The 12,951-nt window shown below is 47.0% G+C and carries 10 protein-coding genes; all 10 read left to right on the plus strand.

Annotated elements, in window-relative coordinates:
• Nucleotides 1-5: 5 nt before the first annotated feature.
• The 10 genes from PUW25_RS04560 (at nt 6) to PUW25_RS04605 (ending at nt 12,941) form a co-directional block, all read left to right on the plus strand.
• Nucleotides 6-635 (plus strand): methionine ABC transporter permease, encoded by a 630-nt coding sequence (locus PUW25_RS04560; RefSeq protein ID WP_047913482.1) that lies wholly within the window; start codon nt 6-8, stop codon nt 633-635.
• A gap of 31 nt (nt 636-666) precedes the next feature.
• Nucleotides 667-1,524, plus strand: coding sequence for a MetQ/NlpA family ABC transporter substrate-binding protein (locus PUW25_RS04565; protein WP_238546462.1), 858 nt, complete (start codon nt 667-669; stop codon nt 1,522-1,524).
• A gap of 263 nt (nt 1,525-1,787) precedes the next feature.
• Nucleotides 1,788-4,067, plus strand: coding sequence for a choice-of-anchor I family protein (locus PUW25_RS04570; RefSeq protein ID WP_052512245.1), 2,280 nt, complete (start codon nt 1,788-1,790; stop codon nt 4,065-4,067).
• A gap of 211 nt (nt 4,068-4,278) precedes the next feature.
• Nucleotides 4,279-6,186 (plus strand): PAS domain S-box protein, encoded by a 1,908-nt coding sequence (locus PUW25_RS04575; protein WP_205054011.1) that lies wholly within the window; start codon nt 4,279-4,281, stop codon nt 6,184-6,186.
• Between the two features lie 12 nt (nt 6,187-6,198).
• Nucleotides 6,199-7,086 (plus strand): helix-turn-helix transcriptional regulator, encoded by an 888-nt coding sequence (locus PUW25_RS04580; protein ID WP_205054010.1) that lies wholly within the window; start codon nt 6,199-6,201, stop codon nt 7,084-7,086.
• A gap of 167 nt (nt 7,087-7,253) precedes the next feature.
• Nucleotides 7,254-8,759, plus strand: coding sequence for an alpha-glucosidase/alpha-galactosidase (gene melA, locus PUW25_RS04585; RefSeq protein WP_205054009.1), 1,506 nt, complete (start codon nt 7,254-7,256; stop codon nt 8,757-8,759).
• Nucleotides 8,760-9,253: 494 nt separating this feature from the next.
• Nucleotides 9,254-9,688, plus strand: coding sequence for a helix-turn-helix domain-containing protein (locus tag PUW25_RS04590; RefSeq protein ID WP_205054008.1), 435 nt, complete (start codon nt 9,254-9,256; stop codon nt 9,686-9,688).
• A 161-nt stretch (nt 9,689-9,849) separates the two neighbouring features.
• On the plus strand, nt 9,850-10,731 hold the full coding sequence (locus tag PUW25_RS04595; RefSeq protein WP_205054007.1) for a metallophosphoesterase family protein: 882 nt from the start codon (nt 9,850-9,852) through the stop codon (nt 10,729-10,731).
• Nucleotides 10,673-11,392, plus strand: a complete 720-nt coding sequence (locus tag PUW25_RS04600) for a glycerol-3-phosphate responsive antiterminator (RefSeq protein WP_274338169.1) — start codon at nt 10,673-10,675, stop codon at nt 11,390-11,392. Before PUW25_RS04595 ends, PUW25_RS04600 begins: the two co-directional genes overlap by 59 nt.
• Nucleotides 11,393-11,612: 220 nt before the next feature.
• Nucleotides 11,613-12,941: an ABC transporter substrate-binding protein gene (locus PUW25_RS04605; RefSeq protein ID WP_205054006.1), complete on the plus strand. Its 1,329-nt coding sequence runs from the start codon at nt 11,613-11,615 to the stop codon at nt 12,939-12,941.
• Nucleotides 12,942-12,951: the final 10 nt, after the last annotated feature.

A 12,951-nucleotide genomic window follows, 5' to 3' on the forward strand; every position in this document is an offset into this window, starting at 1 on the left:
CTGAGATGTGGAAGTCGATCGGTCAGACCTTTCTGATGGTCGGGATCTCACTGGCAGCAGCTATATTGCTGGGTCTTCCGCTGGGAACACTTCTGTATTTGACGCGCAAAGGACAGAAATATGAGAATCGGACCCTATTTGGCATCCTCGATTTTATCGTTAACATTGTCCGGTCCTTTCCATTCCTGCTGCTGGTCGTCTTCATGATTCCTTTTACCCGGATGATTGTGGGGACCGCGCTTGGAACCGTCGCTGCTTCCGTACCGCTTGCCGTAGTGGCGATTGCTACTTATTCGCGTCTGGCAGAACAATCACTGCTTGAAGTGCCAAGAGGGGTTGTCGAGGCTTCCTCGTCTATGGGAGCGACACTCTCGCAGTTTATATTCAAATTCTTGTTTGTCGAGGCACGCTCCGGGTTGGTTCGGGGTCTTACCACTTCAACCATCAGCTTCATCTCGTACTCGACCGTGGTCGGCGTCGTGGGAGGCGGTGGAATTGGAGATTTTGCCATTCGCTATGGGTATCAAAGATATGAGACTGAGCTGATGGTGTTTACAATTTTGATCATGATTGTGCTTGTACAGTTGGTTCAATACTTGGGTAATCTGTTATCGAGAAGCTTGGACAAACGCTAACTAATCAAACTTGGAAGGGAATTTGTAATTCATGAGAACATTAAACAGCACACGAGTAATGAAGTGGACAGGGCTCCTATTAATCTTGACAATAATGCTGGTCGCGGCGGGCTGCGGCTCGAATAGCGGCGATACAGCTGACAATAACGAAGGCGCATCAGGGACAGGTGAGTCCCAGACTCTGCGAGTGGCAAGCAGTCTTCCTGCCATGGTTGATATGATGGAAGCCTTGAAGCCGACATTGAAGGAAGAAGGAATCGAGCTCGAGGTTGTGAACGTATCGGATAACATTCAGCCAAATGATGCACTTAAGAATAATGAAGTGGATGCGAATTTCTTCCAGCATCAAGTGTTCATGCAGCAGTACAATGATAATGCTGATGCCAATCTGACGGTAGTCACTCCGATTTACCATATCATTTACGGCGGTTACTCCAAGAACTATGACAGTATTGATGCACTTCCGGAAGGTGCAACGATTGCCATTCCGAATGATCCGGCGAACATCGGACGGTCGCTTGCCATGTTTGACCAGAACGGGATGATCAAGCTGAAGGAAGGCGTCGGCACCGACGGACTTCAATCCGATATTGTAGAGAACCCGAAGAACTATAAGTTCCAGGAAGTGGATCTGCTGATGCTTGCTCGTGCATATGAGGATGTTGACTTGGTAACAATGTATCCTGCCTATGCCTCTCCTCTCGGCCTGACGCCGAAGGACGCGATTGTAACTGAGGAAATGGATGAGAAATACGCGATTTCACTCGTTGCTCGCGAGGATAACAAGGATTCAGAAGCCATTCAGAAGCTGGCCGAAGTACTTACCAGCGATGAGGCAAGAAAATATATTGAAGAGAAGCACCCGGATACAATGATTCCGGCGTTCTAATGAAACAGGAGGTCCCATCTGATGGGGCCTCCTTCTTTTTTAGGATACGGATATACCCTCTCTGTTTTTGCTGCAAAGCACGGATGAAGCTGTACATAAAAACAAATCCTAATCCTAAACTCTATAATATTTACGAATGAAATATTATTTCTCTCTTCGTTCGTTTTACACCTGTCATACACAATACTGCTGTTCTCTTAACAGTTCGTTTATACAATTGCAAAATGCAGCTTAAATCTATTATTTCATTGAGGAGAGAGAATATGAGAATGAAGGCACGGAGATACATAACGATGTTACTGGCCGCAGGACTTACGCTGGGGATGGTGCCGGCAGGTCCGGCAGATGTATATGCAGCCAGTAATTCGGCAGCACCGGCTGTGGCAGACGCAGCTAATAGCTTGAATGCGTTTCAGATCAACAAGATCGGAAGCTATGAAGTAGGGGTAACCAATGCCGATGGCGGTATTGCTGAGATCGTTAGATACAACAAGGACAATGACAGCTTCTACTTGGTCAACGGAGCTACGCAGCCGCCAAGTCTGGATATTGTGAAGCTGGCAGAAGACGGCAAGACCAGCAAAGTGAACAGCATTAATATTGAGGCGCTTGCAGCAGCAGCTGATTTTAAGGTCGGTGATCTGACAAGCGTGGATGTGAATACGGCAGGTAAATATGTTGCTGTAGCAGTACAAGAGGAAGCCTCCATGAAAGCAGGCAAAGTGCTGGTCTTGGATTACGATGGCAAGCTGATTAAGGAATATGCGGTAGGTGTGCAGCCGGATATGATCAAGATCAGCCCGGATGGACGTTATATTTTGACTGCGGATGAGGGAGAGCCTCGTGATGGCATCGGGGCAGATCCGAAAGGTAGTGTTACGATCATTGATACACGCACAAATGAAGTAAAGCAGGTCTTGTTCAATGATCCGTCCGTGATCGGAGATGACGTACATATTCGCGGTGATGTGAATGAGGATGGAATCATCGTTTCGATGGGTACGAAGGAGAAGGCAGAAACGGATTTTGAGCCGGAATATATGGCCCTCTCTGACGATAATAAGACGGCATATGTAGCTCTGCAGGAGAATAATGCCATTGCTGCAATTGATCTGGCAGAGGCAAAGGTAGTGTCTGTGCAAGGGCTGGGAGCTAAGGATCTGAGTAAGTCTGGAAACGAGGCGGATCTGATCTCTGATGGTCAGGTGAAGCTTGAGAATGCTCCACTCAAAAGTCTGTATATGCCGGATGGTATTGCATCACATACAATAAATGGCCAAACATATCTCTTCACAGCGAATGAAGGAGATGCGACAGGATGGGAAGGCCTTGAGAATGAGCTCAAGATATCGGATATAAAAGAGGGCTACAAGCTGTCTGCATCCTTATCTGAGTGGCTGGGCCAAACGGAAGATTATGATGATGTTCGTGTCATTTCCGAAATGGGCTTGCAAAATGGCGTATACGAAGAATTGTACTTGTACGGAGGCCGATCCTTCTCCATCTGGAATGCAGATACAATGGAGCAGGTATATGACAGCGGAAGCGATTTTGAACGAATTACAGGAGAAGCGAACCCCGAATTCTTCAATGTAAGCAATGATGATGAAGAGATGGACGACCGGAGTCCGAAGAAGGGTCCAGAGCCAGAATATGTAACCGTTGGTGAGGTAGGAGACAAGCTTTATGCCTTTACGGGTCTGGAGAGAACGGGAGGGGTCATGGTATACGATGTGACGAACCCGGAGAAGCCTGTGTTTACAAGCTATGTGAACACCCGCAAATACGGTCAGGAGGACATCCTGGCAACAGATACGGGACCGGAAGGGCTGGAATTCATCTCTGCTGCGGACAGTACTACAGGAAGTCCACTGCTTCTAGTAGCGAATGAGGTTGGGGGTACAGTTACCATTCTGGAAATGAATACAGAGGGTGAAACGATTCCCGGCGAGCTTCCGGAAGACAGTACATCAGATGAAGCTCCTTCATTCACAGACCTGAATGGTCACTGGGCGGCTCACAGCATTACTGAACTTGCCGCAAGCGGAATCCTTCATGGGATATCCAGTGAGCACTTTGCTCCCAATAAGTCTGTGACCCGGGCTCAGTTCGCTTCCATGCTCGTTAACGCCCTGGATCTGACTCCAGTCTCGGGCGAAGCAAGCAGCTTCACAGATGTAGCTTCGAATGCCTGGTACGCAGACGATGTGCAGGCGGCTGTTGAGAATCATCTGATCTCTGGCAGAACCAGCAGCTCGTTTGCCCCCAATACTCCTGTTACACGGGCAGAGATGGCCGTAATGCTTGATCGTGCAGCTCGTCTTGTGGGCGCTTCAGAGGAAGGAGCGATCTCTATACTGAGCAAGTATAAAGACTATGCAGATGTGCAGGAATGGGCGAAGGAGAGCTTTGCAAACCTGGTGCACAGCGGGATGATCTTAGGCGATCAAGCGGGTCGTCTCCATCCAAGTACGCACACAAGCCGTGCAGAGGCAGCCGAAGTGCTGTACAGATTGTTAAGCAAGGCAGGGACTATAGAATAAGCAAGACTTGAGGTTAGTGAAGATGAACAGCGGGCAGCGAGGGAGTGCAGTGTGACTTCGTATGACGCATGAGGGCGGTTTCGCTTGTACAGCGAAGCCGCTTTTTTCACATTCCAGAAAATAGAATCCGTAAATTTTGTCTATTTTCTAAAAACGATCTCCTCCTATGCTGACACCTCATGTATAATATTTGAACGAGGAGGGGCGATAAATGAGTGATTTCCTGCAATTTGATCAGCAAGCCATAGCAAAACATATTTATAATCAAGCGCCGATAGGCATTGCTCTAGTATCGACCCAGGGCAATTGGATTCATGCGAATACGTCCGCCTGTCATATCTTAGGTTATAAGCTGGAGGAGCTCATGAACCTTCCGGCGATTGATTACATTTTCTCCGAAGCGGTTCATCCATCAGCGTTACTGGAACGCGCTTCGTCTTCGATTAAATTTGAGAAGGAATATGTGCATAGAAACGGAAACACGGTATGGGCCAGTGTCCACGTGTCTTTGGTGCTGGATGAAACATCAGAGGAGCCGATCTATTTCATTGCCCATCTTATAGATATCACAGCAAATAAAGTAGCAGAATTAAAGCTGAATGAAAGTGTGGAAAGATACACTTCACTAAAAAAATACAATCATGATGCCATTATCTCATTTGGCCTGGACGGCAATATCATTAATGGCAACCAAATGACAGAAACATTGACGGGTTACACCATTGCGGAATTAATCGGGACAAGAATTGCCAGGCTGATTGACGAACAAATACTGGCGAATCTAAAATCAGACGAGCTTGATCATGCGCTGATTGAAGAGGGAATTGATCATATCAAGCACAAGGATGGTCATCTTGTCGAGGTTCTTGCCTCTCTTGCTCCCATTATTATTCACAATAATCGAGTTGGCTTCTATCTGATTCTGAAGGATATTACCGAGCAAAGGCGGCTTCTGATCGAGAAAGAAACGGCTGAGAAAACAAATAAGGCAAAAAGCGAGTTCCTGGCGATGATGAGTCATGAGATTCGTACGCCGATGAACGGTGTCATTGGTATGACGGATTTGCTGCTGGAAACCGAGCTTGAATCTGAACAACGCCAGTATGTTGAAATTATTAAGCAGAGCGGCAGCACCTTGCTGAACATTATTAACGATATTTTGGATTTTTCCAAGATTGAATCCGGCAAGATTGACCTGGTTCATGAAATGTTCAGCATGAGAACAACCTTGTCTGAGGCTTACTATATTAATCAGCCAAGAGCCATTGAGAAAGGGATTGAGGTTAGAACATCGATTGCGCCGAACGTACCTGAGTATCTGTATGGTGACGGGACCAAGGTAAGACAAATATTGATGAATTTATTGAGCAACGCAGTTAAATTTACGCCAAGCGGCAGTGTATCGGTAAGTGTCGAACAAGTCGAGCAGACATCCAGGCATGTGAGGCTCAAAGTCGAGGTTGAGGATACAGGCATTGGTGTGTCTGCAGATAAGATGCACCGGTTATTCGAGCCCTTCTATCAGGTCGATAATTATATGACTCGGAAGATTGAAGGTACGGGTCTTGGACTTGCGATATGTAAGAAGCTGGTTGAGCTGATGGAGGGCGATATTTGGTATGAACCAAGACCGGATGGCCCGGGATCCAAATTTATATTTACAGCTAACTTCAGACTTCAGCCTCCTTCAGCAGGTCTATGGAGTGAGCAGACAGAACAGGATCATGGAGCTTCTGTCGAATCACTTAAGATTCTAGTCGCAGAGGATAATGAGGTGAACCAGCTGGTGTTCATTAAGATGATGGACAGGCTGGGGTATCGGGTAACGGTAGTGCCAAACGGGGAGCAGGCAGTACAGGCCTGTAAAGATCAGGCTTACGATATGGTGTTTATGGATGTCCAGATGCCTGTCGTGGATGGCCTAATGGCAACAAGAATGATTCGCCAAGAGATTCCTGGTAACGAAGGTCCATACATCATCGCCGTCACGGCACATGCCATTCATGGGGATCGCAATAAATATTTGGAGCTTGGAATGGATGACTATGTGAGCAAGCCGCTCAGCATGACTGCCGTTTCAGCTGCCATTCAAAAATATATTGCACTGCGAGAGGACTAAGGAGGAGCGGTGATGCGAGGCAGTTTTTTTCATCATGAGCTCTCGCCTTCCGAGGCTGGACCTGAATTCTATGCCTATTATTATAAACAGTGGCAGAACTACAAGATGGAATATCATGAGCATCGCTGGACCGAGATCATGTATATGATCCAAGGAACAGGCGCCATTGATGTGATGGGAGATGACGACAGGACCGAGCGGATTGTACTGCGTAAAGGTGAGTTTATTATTCTTGATGAGGGGGTTCCTCATCGGTTAATCGTGGAGCAGGCGGCTCCCTGTCGAATGCTGAATGTAGAATTCGGTTTCCAGCCGTATTCGGGACCCTTTTCTCTTGGACATATAGCAAGGGAGGAGCGGGAGGTCGCTGTGTTTCTGGCGCATCCGTTCAGGCATCTTGTGTTATCTGATCCGGAAGAAGTCTATTATGTGCTGAAGAGTCTGGTGCTGGAGCTGGATCGGCAGCATTCTGCAGACACCAGCTTCATGATTGAGCTTCTGTTCAGTCAGCTGCTGGTGCGGATCGCAAGGCTGAGAAGTACCGCAGAGGGTAATGAGCCGCTTGCGGACGGATACGTTACGAAGAGTATTCAATATATGCGTCAGCATATTGATCAGCCGCTTCAGGTTAAGGATGTAGCTGCATTTGTTAACCTGCATCCAGGCTATCTGCACCGGATATTCAAGAAACATACCGACCAAACACTGACAGAATATTTGACCAAGGTGCGGATGGATAAGGCGAAGATGCTGCTCTCCCAAACGGAAATTCCGATTCAGGATATTCCGGATTATGTAGGGATCAGCAGTCGTCAATATTTCCACACCTTGTTTAAGAAGCATACCGGCTTAACGCCTGTTAAATATCGGGAGCTGGGTGAAAAAAAGTCCTGGGACTAGAGAAGAAGAGGTCTTGTGATCTCTTCTTTTTGTTGTTCACAGGTGAGGATTTTGTACATACAGCGGATGAAGAAGTCACGATATTGGTAACGCTTCCTGAATAGATATTGCTACAATGACGAAGAGAATATCAAGGGTCTTAATAAGGAAGGGTGGATGAGAAGCTAATGTCTCTTAAGGTAGCATTTATTGGTGCAGGAAGTATTGGATTTACTCGAGGATTATTGCGTGACCTGCTGACCGTACCGGAGTTTAGCGATATCGAAATTTCGTTTACAGATATTAGTCAACATAATCTGGATATGGTAACTGAGTTATGTCAACGTGACATTCGGGAAAATGGACTATCTATCGAGATTAAAGCAACCACGGATCGACGTGTTGCGCTCAAGGACGCAAAATATGTCATATGTACAATTCGTGTCGGTGGATTGGAAGCTTTTGCGACGGATGTCGATATTCCGCTGAAATATGGTGTCGATCAATGCGTAGGAGACACACTAAGTGCAGGCGGCATCATGTACGGGCAGCGCGGAATTGCTGAAATGATGAATATCTGCAAGGATATCCGTGAGGTATGTGCGGAGGATGTACTGCTGCTGAACTACTCTAATCCGATGGCGATGCTGACCTGGGCCTGCAACAAATACGGCGGTGTAAATACAGTCGGCTTATGCCATGGCGTACAGCATGGACACCATCAAATTGCGCAGGTGTACGGGCTTGAGATGAAGGATGTCGATATCGTCTGTGCCGGAATCAACCACCAAACCTGGTATATCAAAGCAAGCCATGAAGGCAAGGATCTGACGGCAGGACTGCTAGAGGCTTTCGAGAAGCATCCAGAGTTCAGCCGTACAGAAAAAGTGAGAATCGATATGCTGCGCCGCTTCGGTTATTACAGTACTGAATCGAATGGCCATCTGAGTGAATATGTACCGTGGTATCGCAAGCGTCCGGATGAAATCCAGGAATGGATTGATCTGGGGAGCTGGATTAATGGGGAAACTGGCGGATATCTTCGGGTGTGTACAGAGGGAAGAAACTGGTTCGAGACAGACTTTCCTAACTGGATGAAGGAGGAGCCGAACCAATTTGTACCCGAGAAACGTGGACAGGAGCATGGCTCCTATATCATTGAGAGTCTGGAGACAGGCAGAGTATACCGGGGACATTTCAACCGAGTGAATCACGGTGTTATTTCCAACCTACCGAATGATGCCATTATCGAGGCGCCAGGCTATGTAGATCGGAACGGGATTTCGATGCCGCATGTCGGGGATCTCCCGCTTGGACCGGCAGCTGTATGCAATGTGAGCATCTCTGTACAGCGTCTTGCAGTCGAAGCGGCCATTCATGGTGATGATCAGCTGCTCCGTCAAGCGTTCATGATGGATCCCCTCGTAGGAGCGGTCTGCAATCCGAAGGAAATATGGCAAATGGTTGATGAAATGCTGGTCGCTGGCGAGAAGTGGCTGCCGCAATATACCGAAGCGATTGCTTCTGCCAAGGAACGGCTTGCTTCAGGCAACCTGATTCCAACCCGGGACTATCAAGGGGCGGCAAGGCTTAAAGTGAAGACCATTGAGGAAATGCAGCAGGATCGTGAAGCGGCGAATAAAAATGCGGGGGAGTCCGACAAAGGCAAGGACCGCGAGAAGGTTGGAAACTAAACCTAATTCACAATGTTTAGGCAACACAGCGAAGCTGTCGTTGTCTTTTTTTTCATTAGTGCAGTAAGGCGTTAAAAAGCAACTGTGAAAATTCGATATATAGTATACAAAATGAAAACCAGCTGTTAAATTTAGGATAAAAGTATATTGGAGGAGAAAATAATGGTAAAAAGTATGGATATGGTCGTAATGTTTAGTTATTTATGTTTTCTCCTGCTAGGAGTACTGCTCAAAGAAATACCTTATTCGGTAAGACGTAGATCGTAAGCAGCAATCACTATACATAATCTGAGAGCTTGTCCCTATAGGTGAGGACAGGCTTTTTTCATTCCCTTCATTATTGACCGCTTGTTTATTCTGCCATATAATTATTAACAAAAATGTTAATAAAAATCGCTCGATTTACGTATATTCTGAGCATATTAAGCCATACATATTTATATGATCTGCTGACAAAAGCATCACAAGTATGAGGAGTAAAGGAATGAGTGTAAATGATCAAGACTGAAACCGCTTACCGAAGAGCTTTGGAAAAAATGAAGGATCATAAGGCCTATATCGCGAATGAGAAGCTGCGTTATCAGAGCATCGGGATGAGCAAAGAACAGACAGACATGGCCCTTCGTCCGCTGTTGTCTTTTAAAGAGGAACTGGCTGAAGAGATTTACGACTATGAGAAGATCAAGAAGGGATCATTCGGTCCGCTGGAGAGCATAACGGATCTCGGAAAGAACCTGATCGCATACCGGATCTTTATGAATATATCGCAGGCTGAGCTTGCCAAAAGATTAGGTGTGTCCGAGGCACAGGTATCAAGGGATGAACGCAATGAGTACAGCGGGGCCACAACAGAGAAGATTCAATCCGTCATGAATGCCCTCGGGCTAAGAACAACGATCCAGATTGAAACGAGTGTAATGCAAGCATAAGGTTAATGAGCTAAACGGCGAATCTCCATTAAAGCGGAAGATTCGCTATTTTATTGATCTAATATTTAAATTTTTACATAAACAGCTATTGGATGTGACTTCCAGATAACATTCTCTTCCTATACTTGACCTAACCAAACGCATAAGGAGAGTGTTAGAACATGAAGCTGGCGATCCTGGGAGATTTGCATTACCACGAAGCGGACGAGAGTACTGAGGCGTGGGTTACGGCAAGAGATGCGTTTTATAAAAAGATGCTGCACCATTTCATGAGCGCTGAAGCCGATATGCATATATCGCTGGGTGATCTCACGAATTTCGGTACAGAGAGAGAAATTAATGAAGTGTATGACATTATTGAACAATATGACGCAAGCTTTTTCCACGTGCTTGGCAATCATGATACATATTCCCAGACCAAGAGGGATTTGCTCACTTTGACCGGACAAGCCCGCTACCAGGCACTTACGATGGACAAAGCAATTCTTGTGTTTCTGGATACGACAAGAGAGATGGATCTGACCAACTGGGGAGGATGGATGGATGAGGAGCAGCTAAGCTGGTTCGAGAATGTCATTGTCAGCTCAGGCACGAAGCCGATGCTGGTGTTCGCTCACCATCCAATTCATTTGACGACAACGGGCTCAGATCGGGATAAGGGTTCAATCGACCCATCTATTGATATGTGGCGGATCTTAAGCAAGAAGCAAGGAACGGCTGTTTATTTTAACGGACATACACATGTGGATTCCATTACCAAGCAGAATAATTGGACGTTTGTTCAGCTGTCCGCCTGCCTGGATGAGCATGCATTCCGGATGGTGGAGCTGGGAGACGATTATATCGACGTCACGGCAGTCGACATTGAAGATGCGGAGCTTCCTAAGCAGCTCCCGGAAATCCATCTTCACATGAAGCATTTCTCCCCGTCCGCCCATGCAAGAGGAACAGAGCTTGAGAGAGGCTGCCGTGTGATGCTGACGAATGAACAGGATGTATTCGTATCTGCAGACGCAGCAGCACCTGGTCAAGGTCATGTCTAAAGAGCAGATGAGTGCTATCAAGCAGCCTTATGTAAGGAAGAACCTGACCAGCACCAAGGCAAAAGCTTCGGTCAGCACGCTGCTTGAGAGGCTTGAAGCTTATCGAAATGTGGCATCCATTCGTGATGCGAGACAGCTGGAGACGGCGCTTGAGCATAAAGATTGTTTAAGCTGTGTATTCCTGCTGACAGGAAGCATTGGGGTCATCAAGGGCTATGTGGATCTGTTTCGCAAGCACGAAATTCCGGTATTCGTGCATGTTGAGAAGATCGGGGGCTTATCCTATGACCAGCCAGGGCTGGATTACCTCGCAAATGCGATTAAACCGGACGGAATCATTACGACGAAGATTCAGGTGGTCAAAAAGGCACAGAAGCTTGGACTGTTGACGATTCAGCGCTTTTTCCTCATCGATTCGGAAGGGCTTGATAACATTGCTCAATCGCTGGATCAGGCACAGCCTGATGTCATTGAGATCATGCCGGCCCGTATTCCTGAAGTGCTGGGTAAAGTGAGGGCGATGACAGAGCTGCCCATTATTTCAGGAGGACTGCTCACCGAGCGCAGACATGCCAAGGAATGTCTCAAGTATGGGGCAACAGCTGTTTCCTCGTCGAGTGCCTCCCTGTGGAAGGAATCCTTTAACTTAACTCATGTTTAACAATTACAATTAATGCCGTTAACAAAGAAGAGATAAGATAAGTGCAGGATGAAGAGACAAGCATCCACTTATAAATAGACAAGTAAATAGCCAGTGGGTTGGAGTGATGGAGAAACCTGAACAGACCAGAGAGGCCTTGTATAGAGCCTTGAATGGTTTCGTTCAGGTTTCTTTTGTCATGTCTAAGAGCGGCTTTAAAACGATTAGGAGGAAATAGAAAATGAAAAGCAATAAAAGACGCGGTTTCTTATCACTGATGCTGGGGATGGCGGTTATGCTGTCCGCCTGCGGCGGTGAATCCGGAGGAAGCTCGGCAACGAATGCGGGGGCAGGCTCGGCAAGTGCAAGTGAAGGGACAGGGGAGAAGATTCAGATCAAATACTGGTATGCCTTCGGAGACAAGATCGAAGAGGCAAAGCAGGAGCTGGTTAAACGCTTCAATGAATCCCAGGATGAGATTGAGGTCATTGCTGAATACCAAGGAAATTATGACGATCTGCATGCCAAGGTTCAGGCAGCCTTTGCAGCAGGGGATGCACCTGCCGTGTCTGACCTGGAGATCGCATCAACTGCAACGTTTGCCAGATACGGAATGATCCAAGAGCTTGGTCCTTTAGCAGAGCAGGATGCTGAGGAAGTACAGATGGATGATTTTAACCCCGGCCTTATGGGAAATGCATATGTAGACGATAAGCTGTACGGACTGCCCTTCATGCGCAGCACACCAATCATGTATATGAACGTAACTGTGCTTGAAGAAGCAGGTCTTGATCCTGCCGGACCAAAGAACTGGCAAGAATTCGAGAAATACGGACGTACGCTCAAGGAAAAAGGGATCTCACTGATGACCATGCCGGTCGATATTTGGTTCTATGAAGGACTTGTTGCCCAATCCGGAGGACAAATTTTGGCTGAAGACGGTAAATCGGCACTGTTCAATTCGCCAGAAGGTGTTGAGCCGGTAGAATTCTGGAAGAAGCTTGCGAACGAAGGCTTGATCAAAATCCCGGTAGGGGATGAGGCAGGAGCAACGGCTGACAAGGACTGGGCTAACCAGACGTCGGCATTCAAATTCGGTTCTACTGCTGGTGTAGCTGGAGCGATTGATATTTCGGAAGGGAACAATTTTGAATTCGATACTGCCTTTATGCCAGCCAATAAATCCTATGGTGTACCAACAGGGGGTTGTCAGCTCGTGATGACGTCCAAGCTCACAGAGGAGGAGCAGGCGGCAGCATGGGAGTTCATCAAATTCATGACAACGACCGAGAGTACGATTTATCAAAGTGAGCATGTAGGATACCTGCCAACTCGTATGTCTGCACTGGAGACTGAAGAAATGCAGTCCCTGTACAAAGAATATCCGCAATATAAAGTAGCTGTGGACCAGCTTGAATATGCAAGACCTCGTCCAATGGAGACGGCTTATCCGGAAGTTGCACAAATCATGAAGAGCGCAATTGAAAAAACAATTCTCGACGCCAATGTGACGCCTCAGCAGGCGCTGGATGAAGCGGCTGAGAAAGCAAACGCGCTGCTCAGCAAATAAACGGGAGGTG

This window comes from Paenibacillus urinalis (assembly GCF_028747985.1).
Classification (GTDB): domain Bacteria; phylum Bacillota; class Bacilli; order Paenibacillales; family Paenibacillaceae; genus Paenibacillus; species Paenibacillus urinalis.

Bases quoted from the DNA above. Each gene is read 5' to 3' on its own strand.
- PUW25_RS04560 (WP_047913482.1), top strand. From the start codon at position 6: ATGTGGAAGTCGATCGGTCAGACCTTTCTGATGGTCGGGATCTCACTG.
- PUW25_RS04565 (WP_238546462.1), top strand. From the start codon at position 667: ATGAGAACATTAAACAGCACACGAGTAATGAAGTGGACAGGGCTCCTA.
- PUW25_RS04570 (WP_052512245.1), top strand. From the start codon at position 1,788: ATGAGAATGAAGGCACGGAGATACATAACGATGTTACTGGCCGCAGGA.
- PUW25_RS04575 (WP_205054011.1), top strand. From the start codon at position 4,279: ATGAGTGATTTCCTGCAATTTGATCAGCAAGCCATAGCAAAACATATT.
- PUW25_RS04580 (WP_205054010.1), top strand. From the start codon at position 6,199: ATGCGAGGCAGTTTTTTTCATCATGAGCTCTCGCCTTCCGAGGCTGGA.
- melA (WP_205054009.1), top strand. From the start codon at position 7,254: ATGTCTCTTAAGGTAGCATTTATTGGTGCAGGAAGTATTGGATTTACT.
- PUW25_RS04590 (WP_205054008.1), top strand. From the start codon at position 9,254: ATGATCAAGACTGAAACCGCTTACCGAAGAGCTTTGGAAAAAATGAAG.
- PUW25_RS04595 (WP_205054007.1), top strand. From the start codon at position 9,850: ATGAAGCTGGCGATCCTGGGAGATTTGCATTACCACGAAGCGGACGAG.
- PUW25_RS04600 (WP_274338169.1), top strand. From the start codon at position 10,673: ATGAACAGGATGTATTCGTATCTGCAGACGCAGCAGCACCTGGTCAAG.
- PUW25_RS04605 (WP_205054006.1), top strand. From the start codon at position 11,613: ATGAAAAGCAATAAAAGACGCGGTTTCTTATCACTGATGCTGGGGATG.